Annotated in this window: 14 protein-coding genes; 6 read left to right on the forward strand and 8 right to left on the reverse strand. The window is 70.8% G+C overall.

Going from position 1 to position 19064, the window contains the following annotated elements:
- Positions 1–13: 13 nt before the first annotated feature.
- Positions 14–1558, reverse strand: coding sequence for a diguanylate cyclase domain-containing protein (locus IWH25_RS13830; protein ID WP_238998904.1), 1545 nt, complete (start codon positions 1556–1558; stop codon positions 14–16).
- Positions 1559–1802: 244 nt separating this feature from the next.
- On the opposite strand from IWH25_RS13830, the gene IWH25_RS13835 reads away from it, so the two are divergent.
- On the forward strand, positions 1803–2186 hold the full coding sequence (locus IWH25_RS13835; RefSeq protein WP_203386368.1) for a hypothetical protein: 384 nt from the start codon (positions 1803–1805) through the stop codon (positions 2184–2186).
- On the opposite strand, the gene IWH25_RS13840 is transcribed toward IWH25_RS13835, so the two are convergent.
- From IWH25_RS13840 to radA, 5 genes are all read right to left on the reverse strand, one after another.
- Positions 2141–4366 carry a YgiQ family radical SAM protein gene (locus tag IWH25_RS13840; RefSeq protein WP_238999082.1) on the reverse strand — a complete coding sequence of 742 codons (2226 nt, stop codon included), beginning with the start codon at positions 4364–4366 and terminating at the stop codon, positions 2141–2143. The two genes, IWH25_RS13835 and IWH25_RS13840, sit on opposite strands and share 46 nt — an antisense overlap.
- A 209-nt stretch (positions 4367–4575) precedes the next feature.
- Positions 4576–5271, reverse strand: coding sequence for a response regulator transcription factor (locus IWH25_RS13845; RefSeq protein WP_203386370.1), 696 nt, complete (start codon positions 5269–5271; stop codon positions 4576–4578).
- Between the two features lie 84 nt (positions 5272–5355).
- Entirely contained in the window at positions 5356–6966 is a 1611-nt protein-coding gene (locus IWH25_RS13850; protein ID WP_203386371.1) for a diguanylate cyclase, read from the reverse strand.
- Between the two features lie 92 nt (positions 6967–7058).
- Positions 7059–9554, reverse strand: a complete 2496-nt coding sequence (locus tag IWH25_RS13855; protein ID WP_203386372.1) for an ABC transporter permease — start codon at positions 9552–9554, stop codon at positions 7059–7061.
- Between the two features lie 13 nt (positions 9555–9567).
- On the reverse strand, positions 9568–10929 hold the full coding sequence (radA, locus tag IWH25_RS13860) for a DNA repair protein RadA (RefSeq protein WP_203386373.1): 1362 nt from the start codon (positions 10927–10929) through the stop codon (positions 9568–9570).
- A 50-nt stretch (positions 10930–10979) separates the two neighbouring features.
- Here radA and IWH25_RS13865 point away from each other — a divergent pair, with 50 nt between their 5' ends.
- Complete coding sequence (locus tag IWH25_RS13865; protein ID WP_203386374.1) at positions 10980–11468, forward strand: cyclic nucleotide-binding domain-containing protein; 489 nt, start codon at positions 10980–10982, stop codon at positions 11466–11468.
- A 3-nt stretch (positions 11469–11471) separates the two neighbouring features.
- Here IWH25_RS13865 and alr read toward each other — a convergent pair whose 3' ends face one another.
- Together alr and IWH25_RS13875 are read right to left on the reverse strand one after the other, a co-directional pair.
- The gene (alr, locus tag IWH25_RS13870; RefSeq protein ID WP_203386375.1) at positions 11472–12542 is read right to left on the reverse strand and encodes an alanine racemase; all 1071 of its coding nucleotides are present in this window, start codon (positions 12540–12542) and stop codon (positions 11472–11474) included.
- A complete protein-coding gene (locus IWH25_RS13875) occupies positions 12542–13444 on the reverse strand; it encodes a LysR family transcriptional regulator (protein ID WP_203386376.1) in 903 nt (300 codons plus the stop codon). The genes alr and IWH25_RS13875 overlap by 1 nt, the downstream gene beginning before the upstream one ends.
- Positions 13445–13600: 156 nt before the next feature.
- On the opposite strand from IWH25_RS13875, the gene lplT reads away from it, so the two are divergent.
- From lplT to IWH25_RS13895, 4 genes are all read left to right on the forward strand, one after another.
- Positions 13601–14866 carry a lysophospholipid transporter LplT gene (lplT, locus tag IWH25_RS13880; RefSeq protein WP_203386377.1) on the forward strand — a complete coding sequence of 422 codons (1266 nt, stop codon included), beginning with the start codon at positions 13601–13603 and terminating at the stop codon, positions 14864–14866.
- 95 nt (positions 14867–14961) lie between these two features.
- Positions 14962–15693: a zf-TFIIB domain-containing protein gene (locus IWH25_RS13885; RefSeq protein ID WP_203386378.1), complete on the forward strand. Its 732-nt coding sequence runs from the start codon at positions 14962–14964 to the stop codon at positions 15691–15693.
- Between the two features lie 97 nt (positions 15694–15790).
- Positions 15791–16414, forward strand: coding sequence for a TetR/AcrR family transcriptional regulator (locus IWH25_RS13890; RefSeq protein WP_203386379.1), 624 nt, complete (start codon positions 15791–15793; stop codon positions 16412–16414).
- Positions 16411–19026: a PEP/pyruvate-binding domain-containing protein gene (locus IWH25_RS13895; RefSeq protein WP_203386380.1), complete on the forward strand. Its 2616-nt coding sequence runs from the start codon at positions 16411–16413 to the stop codon at positions 19024–19026. Before IWH25_RS13890 ends, IWH25_RS13895 begins: the two co-directional genes overlap by 4 nt.
- The last annotated feature ends 38 nt before the right edge of the window (positions 19027–19064 follow it).

Raw genomic sequence — 19064 nt, forward strand, 5'->3', positions numbered from 1 at the left:
GCGGGGTCAGGGGTTAACGGGATTTTGCCGATTCCTCGGGCGAATAGAAACAGTAGCGCGCCTTGCCGCCCTCCTTGGCGCGGTACATCGCCTCGTCGGCGGCCGCCAGCAGCAGATCGGTGCTCTGCTGGTCCTCGGGAAAGAGCGCGATGCCGATCGACGCGGTCAGCTCGGCGCGGATCTCGCCGATGCGGTACGGCGCGCCGACGGCGTCGAGGACCTTCTGCGCCAGACGCTCGACGTCCGCCCGGCTGGCGATGTCGGAGACGCCGAGCACGAATTCGTCGCCGCCGAAACGCGCGGCGACGTCGGTGCTGCGCACGGCGGCCGACAGCCGTCGCGCGACCTCGACCAGCACGGCGTCGCCGGTGGCGTGGCCGTAGCGGTCGTTGATCGGCTTGAAGCCGTCGAGGTCGATGAACAGCACCGCGGCCACCCGCGCGGCCCGCGCCTGCAGGGCCAGCATCCGCTCCAGCCGGTCGAGGAACAGGCTGCGGTTGGCGAGTCCGGTGAGATGGTCGAAGTTCGCCTGGTGCCAGATTTCGCGCTGGCGCGCCTGGCGTTCGGTGGCATCGACCAGCGAGATCACCGCCCCCATCACGTGCCCGGATTCGACGATCGGGTCGACGCGGATCTCGGCGGTAACGGCCGCCTCGGCGCCGACCGCCAGCGCCACCGCCTCCTCCGCCTGCGCCACGCCGTCGAGTGCGTTGAGCAGCATCGACGCCAGCTTCGGGCTGCGTCCGGCAAGGATCGGCGCCAGCTGCACGCCGTGCAGCATCTGCGTATCGGCGAGGCCGAGCAGGCGCGCCGCGGTCGGGTTGAACACCTGGCAGCAGCCTTCGGCATCGACGCCGATGATGCCGCCCGACGTCGCCTCGACGAGGTGGCGCAACTGGCTCTCGGCCAGCCGGCGCTCGCCCGCCTCGGCGCGCAATTCGGCGGTGCGCACCTCGACCAGGCGCTCCTGCTCGGCGCGCGCCCGCTCCAGCGCGCCGACGTGGGTGCGGATGCGGCGCATCGCGTAGATCGTCAACGCCACCAGCCCGGCCCACGACAGCAGGTGGCCGAAGAGCACGGTGTGGCGGTGCGGGACGACGGCCGCCGCGATCGGCGCCACCGGGAAACTGACGCTGATCCCGCCGCGCACGTCGCCGACGCGGTAGCCCTGGCTCTCGTGGCAGCCGAGGCAGGCCTGATGGGTGACCAGCGGCGCCATGTAGCGGATCTGGGCGTCGCTCCCGGGCAGGATTTCCGCGTACTCCTGCAGCCCCCGTTCGAAGCGCTGCAGCGCGGCGGTCTCCCAGGGATCGGCCCGGTTGTCCGGATTGACCGGCTTGAGGCTGGTCATCCGCACGCGAATGCCGGTCTGCTCGAGGATCGTCGTCGCCATCTGCCGCGTCATGTAGGCCGGATTGACCATCGTCAGCCGCAGGCCCGAGGTGGTCACCGGATCGCGGTCGGGAACGTTGAGATAGGGATTGGGCGGGGTCAGCTCCGACTGCACCACGTAGAGTCCGCCATGGCGTGAATTCCACAGGCGCATCGCCTCGATCATGCGAAAAATATCCCGCCCTTGGCTGGTTGCCGTATCGAACACTTGCTGGTCCAGTTGCTGCCAGTTCCAGCGAAACGACGCACCAACCACCAAGCCCCAGAAAACGAGCGGTATGAGCCAGAAGTATTTCAGCCTCATAAGCCCATTGTGGACCGCCCGACCGGCGGATGCCAGCCGGAAGCGTCCTTGCCGGCCGCTTCGGCCGGATGCTAGATTGCTCGTATCCGCCCCGCAGGAGAGAAGCATGCCCCCGATCCGCCTCACCGGTTTCGTCATCGTCCTGGTCGGCCTGCTTTCCGGGCTGGTGCTCGTCGCCCAGCCCTTCTTCGCGCTCGGCAACGTGGCGCCGCTGGTGCTGCTCCTGCTGTTCCTCGGCTGCCTGTCCTTCGGTCTGCCGCTCTACGCGGCCGGTGACCATCGCCAGCGGGCGCTGCGCCTGTCCGGCGGCGCGCTGCTGCTGCTCGGACTGGTGGCGCTGATCGGCGTCTTCGTCGACGCCGCCGGCGTGCGCGCGGCACAGCAGTCGACCGCGCTGCTCTGGCTGCTCGCCCCCACCGGGATCTTCGGCGGGCTGCTGCTCGCCTACTTCGCCGGCGCCCTCGACCGTCTCGACGGCAAGGCGCGCTGAGCGCCCTTCGTCGCGGTCTTCGCGCCACCCTTCGTCGCCGACGCATCCGACCGCGCGACGATCTTCGCCGGCTTCGGCACCGCCGGCCAGCCCTCGCCGCGCTGCTGCGCGGCCCGCTGCTGGGCGGTCCGTTTCTCGTTGGCGCGCCGCACCTGGCAGCTGCCGCCGGTGCCCGCCGGCTGCCAGGCCGGCACCAGCTGCTTCTTGCCGTTGCCGATCAGGTCGGCGCGGCCCATCGCACGCAGCGCGTCACGCAGCAGCGGCCAGTTCTCGGGGTCGTGGTAGCGCAGGAAGGCCTTGTGCAGCTTGCGCATGCGGCCGTTCCTGACCGTCTCGACGGTCTCGCCGTCGCGCTCGACGCGCTTCAGCGGATTCTTGTGCGAGTGGTACATCGCCGTGGCCAGCGCCATCGGCGTCGGCAGGAAGGTCTGCACCTGGTCGAGACGGAAGTTGTTCTTCTTCAGCCACAGCGCGAGGTTCAGCATGTCGAGGTCGGTCGTGCCCGGGTGCGCAGCGATGAAGTACGGGATCAGGTATTGCTCCTTGCCCGCTTCCTTCGAGATCTTCTCGAACATCGCCTTGAACTTGTCGTAGGTGCCGATGCCCGGCTTCATCATGTGCTTGAGGACGTTCTCCTCGGTGTGCTCGGGGGCGATCTTGAGGTAGCCGCCGACGTGGTGCGAGACCAGCTCCTTGATGTACTCGGGTGAGCGCACGGCGAGGTCGTAGCGCAGGCCGGAGCCGACCAGCACGCGCTTGACGCCGGGAATCGCCCGCGCCTTGCGGTAGAGCGAGATCAGCGGCGCGTGGTCGGTGTCCATCTGCGGGCAGATGTCGGGGAAGACGCACGACAGCCGCCGGCACGAAGCCTCGATCTTCGGGTCCTTGCAGGCCATCCGGTACATGTTCGCGGTCGGCCCGCCCAAGTCGGAGATGGTGCCGGTGAAGCCCGGCGTCTTGTCGCGGATCTCCTCGATCTCGTGCAGGATCGACTCCTCCGAGCGGCTCTGGATGATGCGGCCCTCGTGCTCGGTGATCGAGCAGAAGGTGCAGCCGCCGAAGCAGCCGCGCATGATGTTGATCGAGAAGCGGATCATCTCGTAAGCCGGGATCTTGGCGTCGCCGTAGCTCGGGTGCGGCTTGCGCTGGTACGGCGCGCCATACACGGCATCCATTTCCGGCGTCGTCAGCGGGATCGGCGGCGGGTTCAGCCAGACGTCGCGCTTGGACGCCCCCTCGCCGTGCGCCTGCACCATCGCCCGCGCGTTGCCCGGGTTCGATTCGAGGTGGAAGGTACGCGAGGCGTGCGCGTAGAGCACCGGGTCGTCCTTGACCTGCTCGTACGACGGAATCCGGATCACCGTCTTGGCACGGTCGGCGCGGCGCGCGGCCAGCCGCGACTGGGTCATTTCCTGGCGGCCGACGATGCGGATGCCCTTCACTTCCGGGCCGCCGTCCTTCGACGCGCAGGACGAGGCCGATTTCTCCTCCTCCATCGCGTAGGGGTCCGGGTGCTTCGCCAGCGGCCCCGGCGTGTCCAGCTCGGTCGAGTCGGTGACGTGCCAGTCCGCGTCCGGCAGCCAGCCCGGCGGCACCATGAAGGCGGTGCCGCGCAGGTCGCGGATGTCCTTGATCTTCTCGCCGGCCGCCAGCCGGTGCGTCAGCGCGACGATGGCGCGCTCGGCGTTGCCGAAGATCAGCAAGTCGGCCTTCGAATCGGGCAGCACCGAGCGGCGCACCTTGTCCGACCAGTAATCGTAGTGCGCGATGCGGCGCAGGCTGGCCTCGATCGAGCCGATCACGACGTTGGCGTCGGCGTAGGCCTCGCGGCAGCGCTGCGCATAGACGACGACCGAGCGGTCCGGCCGCTTGCCGGCCGCGGCGTTGGGCGTATAGGCGTCCTCGGAGCGGATCTTGCGGTCCGAGGTGTAGCGGTTGACCATCGAATCCATGTTGCCGGCGGTGACGCCGTAGAACAGGTTCGGCTTGCCCAGTTTCTTGAAGTCGGCGGCCGAATGCCAGTCCGGCTGGCTGATGATGCCGACGCGGAAGCCCTGCGCCTCCAGCAGCCGGCCGACCAGCGCCATGCCGAAGCTGGGATGGTCGATGTAGGCGTCGCCGGTGACCAGGATGACGTCGCACGAATCCCAGCCCAGCGCGTCCATTTCGGCGCGCGACATCGGCAGGAAGGGCGCCGTGCCGAAGCGCTTCGCCCAGTGCTTGCGGTAGGAAAAGAGGCCGGGAACGGCGGGCCGGGAAACGGAAAGAGCGGCGGCGGACATCGGTGGCGGATGGGGACGGGAACGAGGGCGAAGGGCGGGAACAGGCGACTTAGACCGGGAAATCGCCCAGAGATTCCCCGGTCCGCAAAGAAGACTGCCGACCGGCGTCAGCCGTGGGCGCGCTCCAGACGGTAGCCGTGGCCATAGACGGTGGTCAGCAGCCAGCCGTTGGCCGGCTCGAGGCCGAGCTTGCGGCGCAGGCGGCTGACATGCGTATCGACGGTGCGCGTATCGATCTCGGCATCGACCTCCCAGACCTTCTCGAGCAGCGTTTGGCGGTTGAACAGCGTGCCCAGGTTGGCGAGCAGCAGCAGTGCCAGATCGAATTCCTTGCCGGTCAATGCCACCGGCCGCCCGTCGACCTGCGCGCTGCGCGCCGCCGGGTCGAGCACGATGTTGCCCACCGTCAACGCCGCCGACTCGCGTACGCCGCCGGCCAGCGCCTGCCGGCGGATCAGCGCCTCGATCCGCGCCGACAGTTCGACGTAGCGGATCGGCTTGCAGACGTAGTCGTCGGCGCCGAGGCGCAGCATCGCGACGACGTCGCTCTCGGCGACGCGGGCGGTGACGAAGATCACCGGCAGCGACCAGCCGAAACGCTGGCGCACCCAGCGCAGCAGTTCGTCGCCGGAGCCGTCGGGCAGGATCCAGTCCATCAGCAGCAGGTCGAAGGGCTGCGCTTCCAGCCCGCGACGGAACTCCTGGGCGGAGGCGAATACTACCCCTTCGTGGCCGAGCTCCTCGACCATCGTCTTCAGCAGCAGGGCCTGGCTTCGGGAATCCTCGAGAATCGCTAGACGCATGGGTGGAATTATTTCACGGGCGGATCGCCAATAAGCTGATCTCTATCAAATCGATGGCAAGACCGTCGGCGCCGTCGCACTCCGTCATTGCATGCAGGCGGCGACGACCTGGTTGCGCCCCTGGCGCTTGGCCTCGAGCAGCGCATGGTCGGCGGCCTCGGTCAGTTCGGCGGCGGTCGGGTAATGCAGGCTGCAGGCGAGGCCGGCGCTGAAGGTCGAGTACAGCGTACCCTCGTTGTGCGCGTGCGGCAGCACCGCGAAATCGCGGCGGATGCGCTCGATCACCGCGTGCGCGCGTTCCGGCGGCGCGTCCGGCAGCGCCAGGATGAACTCCTCGCCGCCGTAGCGGCCGATCAGGTCGGTCGCACGCAGCCGCCCCTTCAGCAGCCAGGCGAGGTTGCGGATCACCTGGTCGCCGACCGGATGGCCGTAGGTGTCGTTGATCGCCTTGAAGTGGTCGATGTCGAGCATCGCCACGCACAGGTTGCCGTGCGCCGGCAACGACTCGACCATCGCCTTCAGCCGCGCCTTCGACGCGGTATGGTTGAGCAGACCGGTGAGGCCGTCGGTGCGCGTCGAGCGCAGCGCGTCGCGGTAACGCTCGATCTTCGTGCGCACCACCGCCGCCAGCACCACCGGGTTGAACGGCTTGGTCAGGAACTGGTCGCCGCCGAGGCGCAGCGCCTCGACCTGCATGCCGATGTCCGATTCGCTCGACAGGTAGACGATCGGCAGCGCCTGGTAGCCGGACACCTGGCGCAGCACGCGGGTCGCCTCGACGCCGTTGAAGCGCGGCATGTACATGTCCATCAGGATCAGGTCCGGCCGGTAGCTGCCGACGGCGTCGAGCAGCGTGCCGGGGTCGGCGACGACCAGGCTGTCGATGCTGTGCTCGGCCAGCGTGCGCTGGATCACCACCGCCGCGACGCGCGAGTCCTCGACGATCAGCACGCGGTATTTCTCCTGCTCGCGCGTCTGCACCAGGTCGAGGATGCGGGTCAGCACCGAGGTCACGCCCTCCTCGCGCGGCACGGTGATGTCGATGCCGGCGCGCATCAGCAGCACCACCGACTCCATCGCCCGCTCGGCGCCAAGGTAGAACAGCTGGCTGGCCGGCACCGCCTGGCGCACCGCGGCGACGCGCTCGAGCTGGCGCTCCTGGTCCGGCGCCGCGTCGCCGATGAACAGCACCGCCAGCGGCTGCTCGCCTTCCGGCAGCGGGTCGTGCCAGTCGCAGCGCTGCGGGCGGAAACCGAAATGGTTGAGTTGCTCGGCCAGGCCGTTGGTCATTTCGCTGTCCGGCGTCGCCATCACCCACACCGCGCGCGGGCGCACCCATTCCGGGTCGGGTACCGACGACGGCACCTCCTCGACGCGGCGTTCGCCGACCGGGCGCCGGGACGAGGTGATCGCGCCGGTCAGCGCGTCGACCTGGCGCTGCAGCGCGCTGATCTCCTGCGCCGCCAGCGGATGGCTTTCGGGATCGCCGAAACGCGCCAGCGCGGCGTTCTCCAACCCTTCCGAGATGCGCAGCAGGCCCGGCAGGCGCAGGCGGCCGAGCTGCTCGGCGAGGCTGTTGAGCGCGACCGAGAACTCGACGAACTGCTCGAAGCCGCCGCGGGCGACGTAGTCCTGCCAGCGGGCGTTGAGCGCGCTCAATCGTTCATCGAGACGATGCGACGTGGTTTCGGACATTTTTATGGTTATCGGACAGGAATCGCAAACGTCGCATTATGCGACAAAGCGGCCGGCGAGCAATCCCCGGATGCACAAAACTGGGGCAAAACTCAGCCCCCCGCCCGCAGCACCTGCAGCGGCGACGTATTGAGCAGGCGGCGGGCGGCCAGCCAGCCGGCGACCGAGACCAGCACGGCGCCGCCGACGACGGCCGCCGGGAACGGCCACAGGCTGGTGTCCACCTCGAAATTGAAGGCCTTCGCCGCCAGCACCTGGCCGACCACCGCCGCCCCGAGGGCGGCGATCGCGCCGGCGAGCGCGCCAACCGCGGCGAACTCGGCGAGCAGCGCCCGCCGCAGCTGCTCGCGGCGGGCGCCGAGCGAGCGCATCACCGCCAGCTCGTAGCGCCGCTCCTCGAAGGCCGAGCCGAGCGCCGCGTAGAGCACGACGAGGCCGGCGGCGAGCGTGAACAGGAAGATGAACTGCACCGCCTGCGCGACCTGGTCGAGCACCGACTGCAGCTGGCGGACGATGGCGGCGACGTCGATCACGGTGACGTTGGGAAATTCGCGGATCAGGCCATTGACCAGGTCGGCGCGCTCCGGCGGCAGGTGGAAGCTGGTGATGAAGCTCGCCGGGTACGCTTCGAGCACGCCCGGCGGCGTCAGCACGAAGAAATTGACGCGCATCGAATCCCAGTCGAGCTTGCGCAGGCTGCTGACCTCGACCGCGACCGGCTCGCCGGCGATGGTGAACTGCAGGCGGTCGCCGACGGCGATGCCCAGCGTCTTCGCCAGCCCCTCCTCGACCGAGGCGGCACGCGCCTCGTCCGCGCCGAACCAGCGGCCGCGCGTGACCGTGTTGCCGGGCGGCAGCTCGGCGCGCCAGGACAGGTTGAACTCGCGCTCGACCAGCCGCTTGGCGCGATCCTCCTCGTAGTCGGCGGCGGACACCGGCCGCTCGTTCTGCATTGCCAGGCGGCCGCGCACCATCGGCGCCAGCTCGGCGTCGATGCCGGCGGCGCGCAGGTGGCGCTCGACCGCCGCCTTCTGCTCGGGCTGGATGTTGATCAGGAAGCGGTTCGGCGCGTCCGCCGGCATCGCGCGCCGCCAGGCCTCGAGCAGGTCGCCGCGGGTGGCCGTCAGCAGCAGCAGCGCCATCAGGCCGATGGCCAGCGCGACGATCTGCACGACGCTGCCGAGCGCGTGCCGCTCGAGGTTGGCCAGCCCGTAGCGCCAGCCGAAGCCGGCCGCCGCGTGCGCGCCGCCGCGCAGCCCGGCCGCCAGCCGGATCGCGCCGCGCGCGACCAGCGCGAAGACCAGCAGCGCGCCGAGGAAGCCACCGACGACCCAGGCGCCGAGCACCGCCTCGCCGGCAACCCAGAACATCGCGCCGGCGAGCGCGGCGAGCCCGAGCAGGTAGCCGCCGACCAGGGCGCCGGCCGGCGGCCCGAACTCGCGGCGCAGCACGCGCACCGTCGGCACCCGCCGCAGCTGCAACAGCGGCGGCACCGCGAAGCCGAACAGCAGCAAGAGGCCGACCGCCATCCCCTGCCCGGCCGGCAGCCAGGACGGCGGCGGCAGCGGCGTCGCCAGCAGTTCGGCGAGCCACGCGTGCAGCGCGAAATGGCCGACGAAGCCGAGCGCGCAGCCGGCCGCCGAGGCAACGATGCCGAGCAGCGCGAACTGCGCGAGGTAGGTGGCGAGCAGGAAGCCCTGCGTCGCACCGAGGCAGCGCATCACCGCGCAGGGGTCGAGGTGGCGCTGGCTGTAGCGGCGCGCGGCGAGCGCCACGGCAACCGCGGCGAGGACCACGGTGAGCAGCGCCGAGAGGCCGAGGAAGCGCTGCGCGCGCTCGAGCGCGGTGCGGATCTCCGGGCGGCCGGTGCGCGCATCCTCGATCTGCTGGCCGCGGCCGAGGCGGGATTCCGCCCAGCGCTGGAAGTCGCGCACCGCCTTCGCCTCGCCGGCGACGAGCAGGCGGTAGGCGACGCGGCTGCCGACCTGGACCAGCCCGGTCGCCTCGAGGTCGGCGAGGTTCATCATCAGCCGCGGCGCGACGCTGAAGAAATTGACGCCGCGGTCCGGCTCCAGCGTCAGCACGCCGCCGACCACGAGCTGCGTGCGACCGAGCGCCAGCGCGTCGCCGACCTTCAGCGCGAGCGCCGCCGCCAGCCGCTCGTCCACCCACACCGCGCCGGCCGGCGGCACGCCGGGCGCCGGCGCGTCCGGCGCATTCACCGCCGGCGCCAGCCGCAAGCCGCCGCGCAGCGGATAGCCGGGGCTGACCGCCTTCACCTCGGTCAGCTGCGCCGCCCCCTCGTGCAGCACCATGCTCGGGAAGGCCCGCGTCTCGGCCCGCGCCAGCCCGCGCCGCGCCGCTTCGGCGGCGAAGGCCGCCGGCCACGGCTGGTCGGCGGTGAGCAGCAGGTCGGCGCCGAGCAGCTGGTGCGCCTCGCGCTCCAGCGCCTGGCGCACGCGGTCGGCGAAGAAGCCGACCGCCGACAGCGCGGCGACGGCGATCAGCATCGCCGCGACCAGCAGGCGCAGCTCGCCGGCGCGCGAATCGCGGCGGAGCAGGCGGCAGGCGACGACGAGGGCGTTCATCGGGTCCGCATCCTCACTCCAGCGCGCGGATCTTCTCGACCGCCTCCTCGACGCGCGACACGGCGACCACCTCGAGCCCCGGGATCGCCTGCCGCGGCCGGTTGGCCTCGGGGATCAGCGCGCGCGTGAAGCCGAGCTTGGCGGCTTCCTTCAGCCGCTCCTGGCCGCGCGGCGCCGGCCGGATCTCGCCGGCCAGCCCGACCTCGCCGAAGACGATCAGCTTCTCCGGCAGCGGCCGGTTCTTCAAGGACGAGATGATCGCCATCAGCACCGCCAGGTCGGCCGCCGGCTCGCTGATGCGGACGCCGCCGACGGCGTTCACGAAGACGTCCTGGTCGAAGCAGACGACGCCGGCGTGGCGGTGCAGCACGGCGAGCAGCATCGCCAGCCGCTGCGCCTCCAGGCCGACGGTCAGCCGGCGCGGGTTGCCGTGCGCCTGGTCGACCAGCGCCTGCACCTCGACCAAGAGCGGCCGCGTCCCTTCCTGCGTGACCAGCACGCAGGACCCCGGCACCGCCTGCCCGTGCTGCGACAGGAACAGCGCCGACGGGTTGCTGACCCCCTTCAGCCCGCGGTCGGTCATGGCGAAGACGCCGAGTTCGTTCACCGCGCCGAAGCGGTTCTTGAAGGCGCGGATCAGGCGGAAGCTGGAATGCGTGTCGCCCTCGAAGTAGAGCACCGTGTCGACGATGTGCTCGAGCACGCGCGGGCCGGCCAGCGCGCCCTCCTTGGTGACGTGGCCGACCAGCACGATGGTGATGCCGGCGGTCTTCGCCAGCCGGGTCAGCTGCGCCGCGCATTCGCGCACCTGCGCCACCGAGCCCGGCGCAGAACTGAGCTGATCGGACCACAGCGTCTGGATCGAGTCGATCACCGCGACGCGCGGCTTCTCCGCCTGCAATGTGGCGAGGATCTTCTCCAGGTTGATCTCGGCGAGCAGCTGCAGGCGGCGCGCGTCGAGCGCGAGGCGCCGCGCGCGCAGGGCCACCTGCTCGCCCGACTCCTCGCCGCTGACGTAGAGCACCGGCTGCGCTTCCGACAGCGACGAGAGCGCCTGCAACAGCAGCGTGCTCTTGCCGATGCCGGGATCGCCGCCGATCAGCACGACGCCGCCGGCGACCAGCCCGCCGCCGAGTGCGCGGTCGAACTCGCCGATGCCGGTGGCGATGCGCTCGGCCTCGCGCGCCTCGATCTCGGCGAGGTTCTGCAGCTTCGCCGCCGGCGCCAGCGACTGGAAGCGCGCCGCCGGCGAGGCCTTCTCCTCGACGCTCTCGACCAGCGTGTTCCACGCGTTGCAGGCCGGGCACTGGCCCTGCCACTTGGGCAGCGAGGCACCGCACTCGCTGCAGGTATAGACGGTTTTTGACTTGCTCATGGTGTGCGGAGCATACAATAGACGGCGTCCCCTCACCTCGCGCCGGCACGATGGCCCACTGGATCAAGGAACAGTTTTCGTTTCAGGACCTGCAGCGGATCATGTTCCGCCTGATCGACCGCGTCCGGGTCTTCCACGGCATGAGCGGCGAGGAGCTGCTGCAGCTGCTGGAATCCGCCGAGAAATGCACCTTCGGCGGCGGCGAGACGATCGTCCGCGAAGGCAGCACCGGCGCCTGGCTGTACGTGATCATCGACGGCCGGGTATCGGTGCAGAAGTCAGCCGGCGGCCTGCCGACCGAACTCGCCGAGCTGCAGGCCGGCGACTCGTTCGGCGAGATGTCGCTGGTCGACCAGGAAGCGCGTTCCGCGACGGTGATCGCGGAAACGCCCTGCGTGCTGCTGCGCCTGTCGGAAAAGGCCTGCCAGAAGCACCCGGGCGGCAGCGCCAAGATCTACCGCAACATCGCCTGCGTGCTGTCGCGCCGGCTGCGCGACATGGACGACGCCTACGTGCTGTGCCAGCGGCGCGCCGACTAGAAACTAGACCACCGTCACCGGCACCCGCTTCGCCAGCGCGCAGAACAGCTCGTAGCTGATCGTGCCGGCCGCTGCCGCCACCTCGTCGGCGGCGAGCCCCTCGCCCCACAGCGTCACCGGCGTGCCGACGCCGGCCTCGCGCAGGTCGCTGAGGTCGACCATCAGCATGTCCATCGACACGCGGCCGAGGGTGCGCGTGCGCCGGCCGCCGACCAGCACCGGCGTTCCGGTCGGCGCGTGGCGCGGGTAGCCGTCGGCGTAGCCGCAGGCGACGACGCCGACGCGCGTCTCGCGTTCGGCGGCGAACAGCCCGCCGTAGCCGACGCGCTCGCCGGCGGCGACGGTCTGCACGGCGATGATCTCGCTGGTCAGCGTCATCGCCGGACGCAGCCCGAGCGATTCGGCGCTGGCGTCGGCGAACGGGCTGCCGCCGTAGAGCATGATCCCCGGTCGCACCCAGTCGCGGCCCGTTTGCGGGTAACGCAGGATCGCCGCCGAGTTGGCCAGCGACACCGGCCCGCGCCATTCGCCGGCCATCGCGCGGAAGCGCTGCAATTGCCAGTCGATGCCGCGCTCGCCGTCGGCCTCGGCGAAATGGCTCATCAGCGTCACCTCGCTGACCGCCTGGTTCTTCGCCAGCTCGTCGCGCAGCGCGGCGAGCTGCTCGGGGCGGAAGCCGAGGCGGTTCATGCCGGTATTGAATTTCACGTAGACCGGCACGCGCAGCGGCAGACCGACCTGGCGCAGCAGCTGCAGCTGGTCGAGGCGGTGCACGACCACCGACAGCCGGTGCTCGGCGACCAGCTCGAGGTCCTCGGCGGTGAAGAAGCCTTCGAGCAGCAGGATCGGCTGGCGGATGCCGGCCTCGCGCAGCGCCACCGCCTCGGCGAGGTCGAGCAGCGCGAAGCCGTCGGCGGCCTCGGCGAGCGCGTCGGCGGCGTTGAGCAGGCCGTGGCCGTAGGCGTTGGCCTTGACCACCGCCCAGGCGCGGGAGCCGGGGACGCGGGATTTGGCGAGCAGGTAATTGTGCAGCAGCGCGGACCGGTCGATCCGCGCGTTGATCGGGCGTGGCATCAGGCAGCGAGCTCCCGCAGACGGCGTTTGGCGAATTCCATGAAGGTGGCGACGACCCGCGAGCGGAAGCGCTCCTTCGGGCAGACGACCGACAGGCGGCGCGTCAGGCGCGGCGCCAGCGGGATGGCGACCAGGCTGCCGAGCTGCAACTCCTTGCCGACGCTGGCCCGCGAAACGATGGCGAAGCCGAGCCCGGTGCCGACGACGCCCTTCAGCGCCTCCAGGCTGCCCAGCTCCATCAGCGTCTTCAGCTTCTCCGGCGCGACGCCGGCCTCGCGGAAGTAGGCGTCGGTGACCTCGCGCGTGCCGGAGCCGGGTTCGCGCGAAATGAATTCGTAGTCGAGCAGCGTCTTCGGCGCCACCGAGCCCATGCCGTTCAACGGGTAGTCGGGGGCGCAGATGACCTGCAGCTCGTCGTCGCAGCAGGCCTCGCTGAGCAGGTTCGGCAGCTTGGTCTGTGACTCGATCAGGCCGACGTCGAGGGTGTGCTCGGCGATGCGGGTCTCGATGCTCTCCGAGTTGGCGACGGTCAGCCGCGCGCGCACCTGCGGGTAGAGCGAATTGAACTCGCCGAGGATGCGCGGCAGCATGAACTCGGCGATCGTCGTGCTGGCGCCGATCATCAAGAGGCCGCGCATCTGCCCGGTCATCTCGGCCAGCCGCGTCTCCATCTCGGACGACAGGTCGAGGATCTTCTCGGCGTAGCCGAGCACCAGCTCGCCGGCCGGCGTCAGCGAGATGCGGCCGTGCCCGCGCTCGAACAGCCGCGTGTTGAACTGCTCCTCCAGCTGCTTGATCTGGAAGGTCACCGCCGGCTGCGTCATGAACAAGGCTTCGGCGGCCTTGGTGAAGCTCAAGTGCCGGGCGACCGCGTGAAAAACCTGCAGGCGACGATCCGCCATAAAAATAAACGCCTCACGTATCGATCGACTCTATTCAAGCACAATCGCGGCCGCTTCGCATCACCCGGCCGCGCCCCGATTCGCTCAAAGCGGCGCCTACGACTTTCGTGGTATAAACCCGCCACTTACAAAAACGCACAGGCCACGACCGACGCGATGCCCTTCGGCTTCTACATCATCATGGCGGCGCAGTTCTTCTCCGCGCTCGCCGACAATGCCTTGCTGATTGCCGCCATCTACGCCCTGCGCGAACTGCAGGCGCCGGCGGAGTACGAGCCGTTGCTGAAGACCTTCTTCACTGTCTCCTACGTCATCCTCGCCGCCTTCGTCGGCGCCTTCGCCGACTCGATGCCGAAGTGGCGCGTGATGTTCATCAGCAATACGATCAAGATCGTCGGCTGCGCGATGATGTTCTTCGCGGTGCACCCGCTCGCCGCCTACGCCGTCGTCGGCCTCGGCGCCGCCGCCTACTCGCCGGCGAAGTACGGCATCCTCACCGAATACCTGCCGCACCGGCTGCTGGTCGTCGCCAACGGCTGGATCGAGGGCCTCACCGTCGGCGCCATCATCCTCGGCGTCGTCATCGGCGGCACGCTGATCAAGCCGGAGATCGCGCAGACGCTGCTCGCCTTCGACTTCCCGCTGCTCGACACCGGCATCGACAGCACCGGCGAGATGGTGATCGGCATCGTCGGCGTCCTCTACCTGCTCGCCGCGCTGTTCAACCTCTACGTTCCCGACACCGGCGTCGACCACAAGCCGCTGAAGAAGAACCCGGTGTATCTGGTGCACGAGTTCAACCATTGCCTGATGCTGCTCTGGCGCGACAAGCTCGGCCAGATCTCGCTCGCCGTGACCACGCTGTTCTGGGGCGCCGGCGCCACGCTGCAGTTCATCGTCATCAAGTGGGCCGAGGTCGCGCTCAGCCTCGACCTGTCGAAATCGTCGATGCTGCAGGGCGTCGTCGCCATCGGCGTCGCCGGCGGCGCGATCGTCGCCGCCAAGCTGGTGACGCTCCGGAAGTCGGTGCGCGTGATCCCGCTCGGCATCGCCATGGGCCTGATCGTGCTGGCGATGATCCTGGTCCGCGACATGTGGCTGGCAGTACCGCTGCTGATCCTGGTCGGCGGCCTGTCCGGTTTCTTCGTCGTGCCGATGAACGCGCTGCTGCAGCACCGCGGCCACATCCTGATGGGCGCCGGCCATTCGATCGCGGTGCAGAACTTCAACGAGAACCTGTCGATCCTGGTGATGACCGGCCTCTACTTCGTGATGATCCGCGCCGACCTGTCGATCTACTGGGTGATCACGCTGTTCGGCCTGTTCGTCGCCGGCACCATGTACCTGGTCAAGCGCCAGCACGAGCTCAACCAGCGCCTGCACGACGACGTGATCCACCTCGACGACAGCGCGCAGCACTGAACCTGCCGCTTGTCATTCCCGGGCGCTGCCGCGACAATCGCGGCAGCCCGGACGCCGCGCCGTGCTGCCCGCCCCCGACTTCGACGAGCCCGCGCATGGACCCGCAAGCCCCGCTGCCCGCCGCCCGCCCCTGCCCCGCCTGCCGGGCACCGATGCGCACGCATGCCTTCGCGCGCCAAGTGCACGGCGAGGTCGGCCTCGACCTCTGCTTCGCCTGCCAGGGCATCTGGTTCGACGGCTTCGAGAGCACGCAGCTGGCGCCCGCCGGCGTCCTCGACCTCTTCCGCCTGCTGCACGAACACCACAATGAGCCGCGCCTGTCCTGGCCGGCGGCGCTGCACTGCCCGGTCTGCCGGGAGCGGCTGATCCACGGCCTGGACCGCACCAGGAACGGCCACTTCTCCTACCACCGCTGCCCGCAGCAGCATGGCCGCTTCAATTCCTTCTCGGCGTTCATGATGGAGAAGGGCTTCGTCCGCCAGCTGAACGGCGCCGAGATCGCCGACCTCGCGCGCCGGGTGCAGACGATCCGCTGCTCGGGCTGCGGCGCACCGGTGGACATCCGCCGCGACAACGCCTGCGCGCATTGCCGAGCGCCGATCGTGATCCTCGACCCGGACGCCGTCGCCAAGGCACTCGACGATTTCGGGACACGCGCCAGAAAGCAGACGCAGGTCGACCCGCTCGCCTACGCCGACGCGCTGCTCGCCAACGAGCGCCTGAAAGCGCAGGCGGCACGCGAGCGGCAGCGCAGCCGCATCGATGCCGACCTCGGCGATCTGGTGATCGAGGGCGCCGAGGCGCTGTGGAACCTGCTCCGGCGCTGATCGCACCGTTGCCCGCGGACGGGGCGCACCGCCTTGCGGCGAATTTATGAACGTCGTATAGTTTTATACGTCGTTCAATTTCAGCCCGAAGGCCGCCATGTTCTTCCCCCCGCCCGCCGCCGATCCCTCACGCCGCGACCGCAAACGCCAGGAAACCAGCGCCCGCATCGTCGCCGCCGCCTTCGAACTGTTCGCGCGCAACGGCTACGAAACGGTGACGATGGAGCAGATCGCCGCCGCCGCCGATGTCGCCAAGGCCACGCTCTACGCCTATTTCCCGGTCAAGGAGGCGATCGTCCGCGAGCGTTTCCACGCCGACCTCGCCGCCGCGGCGCCGGCGGTGCAGGCCGAACTGGCGCAGCTGCCGACCGCCGTCGCCCGCCTGCGTCGCCTGCTCGAACTCGCCGCCGCCTACGACGAGCGCCAGCGCGGCTACCTGCGGCCCTACCTGCAATTCCGGCTGAGCCGCCCGCTCGTTCCCGAGCGCGAGCGCAGCGGCTTCGAGCGCGTGTTCGCGGCGCTCATCGCCGACGCGCAGGCGCGCGGAGAAATCGCCGCGACGCCGCCGGCCGCGCAGCTCGCCCACTACCTGCAGTTCCTGCATCTCGGCGCGCTGGTGCGCTGGCTGGACGAAGGCGGCGAGGCCGACGGCCGCCTCGTCGGCGAATTCGCCGCGATGCTCGACCTCTTCCTGCACGGCGTCACCGGAGCGCCACGATGAGCGCCGGCCGCCTGCTCGATTTCGACGCCGCCGCCGACGCCGGCGCCGGGCTGGCCGGCGGCAAGGGCACCACGCTCGGCCGCCTGCGCCGCTACGGCCTGCCGGTGCCGGCCGGCTTCGTCGTCGCCAGCACCGCCTACGCCGACTTCTTCGCCGCCGACCTGCACGCTGCGGCCAAGGCCGCCGGCCACGAGGCCGACGCCCTCGCCGCGCTGCGCCGGCGCATCGCCGCCAAGCCGCTGCCGGCAGCGCTGAGCGAGGCGCTCGCCGACGAACTCCGGCGCCGCGGCTGGGAAACGACGCCGCTCGCCGTGCGCTCGTCGGCGCCGATGGAGGATTCGCGCCGCGCCTCCTTCGCCGGCATCCACCACAGCGTGCTCAACGTCGCCGGCGCCGCCGCGCTGGCCGACGCCGTGCGCGCCGTCTGGGCCTCGCTGTGGACGCCGCAGGCGGTCGCCTACCGCACCCGCCTCGAGCTGCCGCCCGCAGCCGCGGCGATGGCCGTGGTGGTGATGCCGCTGCTCGCCGCGCGCAGCGCCGGCGTCGCCTTCAGCTGCGACCCGGCCAGCGGCCGCGACGACCGCCTCGTCGTCAGCGCCGTGCGCGGTCTCGGCGAAGCGCTGGTCGGCGGGCTGGAAGCCGGCGAGGAGATCGTCGTCGGCGAGGATTGCTTCGACGAGCGCATCGCCATCCTCTCCCGGCGCCCGGCACGGCAGCGCAGCGCGATCGTCGCCGACGCCGCCGGCGGCACGCGGCAGCAGGCCTGCGCCGACGGCGGCGAGATCCTCACCGACGCCGACGCGCTGGCGCTCGCCGCGCTGGTGCGCGACGCCGCCAACGCGCTCGACTTCGCCGAACCGTGGTTCGACCTCGAATGGGTGCAGGACGACACCGGTTTCCACCTCGTCCAGGCGCGGCCGGTCACCGCCCGGCCGTGGCACACCTACCCCGGCCTCGCCGGCCAGCACGCCATCTGGACCAACGGCAACACCCGCGACGTGGTACCGCAGCCGGTCAACGCCGCCGACTGGGCGAGCATGCGGCGGCTGATCAACCTCTACCTCGAGCAGGGCTACCGCCTCGCCGGCTACCCGCTGCTGCCCGGCGCACAGCGCGGCGCGCTGTTCTCCGGTCGGCTCTACCTCAACGTCTCCTTCATCCAGTGGGAAGGCTTCGACGCGCTCGGCGTCAGCCCGCAGGCGATGAACGCGCTGCTCGGCGGCCATCACGCCGAAATCGCCGTGCCGACCGTGCGCTGGCGCGACCGCCTGCGCCGGATCGGTCGCCTCGTGCGCTACCTCGCCGGCGTCGCCGGCCGCCGCCGGCACGGCCGCGCGCAGGCCGCCGCCGCCTTCGCCGATTGCCGGCGCTGGCGCAGCGAGGACCTTGCCGCCTTGCCCGACACCGCGCTCGGCGAGCGCCTGCGCTCCCTGTTCGCCCACGTACGCCGCCAGGATGGCCTGCAATTCCTGCAGGGGTCGAGCGGCGGCAATCTGCACACCCTGCTCGAAGCGGTCGACAAGGAATTCCCGGGCGAAGGCCAGGCGCTGGTCGCCGCGCTGATGGCCGGGCAGGAGGCGAGCGTCAGCGCGCAGCAGGGCTACGACCTGGTCGGCCTCGCCCGCATCGCCGACGCCGAGCCGGCGGTGCGCGACTGGCTGCGCGCCGGCGCGCCGCACGATCCCGGCCGGCTGCCGGCGGACTCTCCCTTCCGCGCCGCGCTCGCCGCTTTCCTCGACCGCCACGGCCACCGCGGCGTCTACGAGAGCTACCTGCGCTCGCCGCGCTGGCGCGAGAATCCGGCCTGGCTGCTCAGCACCCTCGCCGACCTCGCCGGCGTGGACACGGCCGCGCTGGCGGCACGCCAACAGGCCGCCGCCGATGCCGCCTGGCAGCGGCTGCGCGCGCGGCTGCCGCGCTGGCGACTGGCGCTGCTGCGCAAGCTGGTCGAGGGCGCGATCGCCGACGGCAACGACCGCGAACTGGCGCGCAGCGCCTTCACCGCCTACAGCGAGGTCGGCCGCCGCCTGCTGCTGGAGGCCGGCCGCCGCCTCCGCGAACGCGGGGCGCTGGATGCCGCCGACGGCGTTTTCCACCTGCTGCCCGGCGAGCTGTGCGCCGCGCTGGCCGGCACGCTGCCCGCCGCCGCGCTGCGCGCGCGCATCGCCGGCCGCGCCGTCCGCTTCGCCGAATGGACGGCGGCGCCGGCGCCCGACGTGGTCATCGACGGCGCCGCCGGCATCGCCGAGACCTTCGCCGACGACAGCGCCGCAACGATCGACGCCGACGGCCGCGTCTGGCGCGGCGTCGCCGTCGGCACCGGTTGCGGCGAAGGCGTCGCGCGCCTGATCGACCATCCCGAGGCCGGGCACCGTCTCGCCCCCGGCGAAATCCTCGTCGCCCCCTCGACCGATCCGGCGTGGACGCCGCTCTTCCTGAAGGCCGGCGGGCTGGTGATGGAGACCGGCGGCTACCTGTCGCACGGGGCAACGGTCGCGCGCGAGTTCGGCATCCCGGCGGTGGTGAACCTGCCCGGCATCCGCGGCGCGCTCGCCGACGGCCGGCGCGTGCGCGTCGACGGCCTCGCCGGCCGCGTCGAATTCCTCGACTGAAGCATGGCCGGCTTGTCTTCGCCCGGGCGGCGGGACGA

It is taken from the genome of Azospira restricta (assembly GCF_016858125.1).
Taxonomy (GTDB): Bacteria; Pseudomonadota; Gammaproteobacteria; order Burkholderiales; family Rhodocyclaceae; genus Proximibacter; species Proximibacter restrictus.

Bases quoted from the DNA above. Each gene is read 5' to 3' on its own strand.
- IWH25_RS13830 (WP_238998904.1), bottom strand. From the start codon at position 1,558: ATGATCGAGGCGATGCGCCTGTGGAATTCACGCCATGGCGGACTCTAC.
- IWH25_RS13835 (WP_203386368.1), top strand. From the start codon at position 1,803: ATGCCCCCGATCCGCCTCACCGGTTTCGTCATCGTCCTGGTCGGCCTG.
- IWH25_RS13840 (WP_238999082.1), bottom strand. From the start codon at position 4,366: ATGTCGCGCGCCGAAATGGACGCGCTGGGCTGGGATTCGTGCGACGTC.
- IWH25_RS13845 (WP_203386370.1), bottom strand. From the start codon at position 5,271: ATGCGTCTAGCGATTCTCGAGGATTCCCGAAGCCAGGCCCTGCTGCTG.
- IWH25_RS13850 (WP_203386371.1), bottom strand. From the start codon at position 6,966: ATGTCCGAAACCACGTCGCATCGTCTCGATGAACGATTGAGCGCGCTC.
- IWH25_RS13855 (WP_203386372.1), bottom strand. From the start codon at position 9,554: ATGAACGCCCTCGTCGTCGCCTGCCGCCTGCTCCGCCGCGATTCGCGC.
- radA (WP_203386373.1), bottom strand. From the start codon at position 10,929: ATGAGCAAGTCAAAAACCGTCTATACCTGCAGCGAGTGCGGTGCCTCG.
- IWH25_RS13865 (WP_203386374.1), top strand. From the start codon at position 10,980: ATGGCCCACTGGATCAAGGAACAGTTTTCGTTTCAGGACCTGCAGCGG.
- alr (WP_203386375.1), bottom strand. From the start codon at position 12,542: ATGCCACGCCCGATCAACGCGCGGATCGACCGGTCCGCGCTGCTGCAC.
- IWH25_RS13875 (WP_203386376.1), bottom strand. From the start codon at position 13,444: ATGGCGGATCGTCGCCTGCAGGTTTTTCACGCGGTCGCCCGGCACTTG.
- lplT (WP_203386377.1), top strand. From the start codon at position 13,601: ATGCCCTTCGGCTTCTACATCATCATGGCGGCGCAGTTCTTCTCCGCG.
- IWH25_RS13885 (WP_203386378.1), top strand. From the start codon at position 14,962: ATGGACCCGCAAGCCCCGCTGCCCGCCGCCCGCCCCTGCCCCGCCTGC.
- IWH25_RS13890 (WP_203386379.1), top strand. From the start codon at position 15,791: ATGTTCTTCCCCCCGCCCGCCGCCGATCCCTCACGCCGCGACCGCAAA.
- IWH25_RS13895 (WP_203386380.1), top strand. From the start codon at position 16,411: ATGAGCGCCGGCCGCCTGCTCGATTTCGACGCCGCCGCCGACGCCGGC.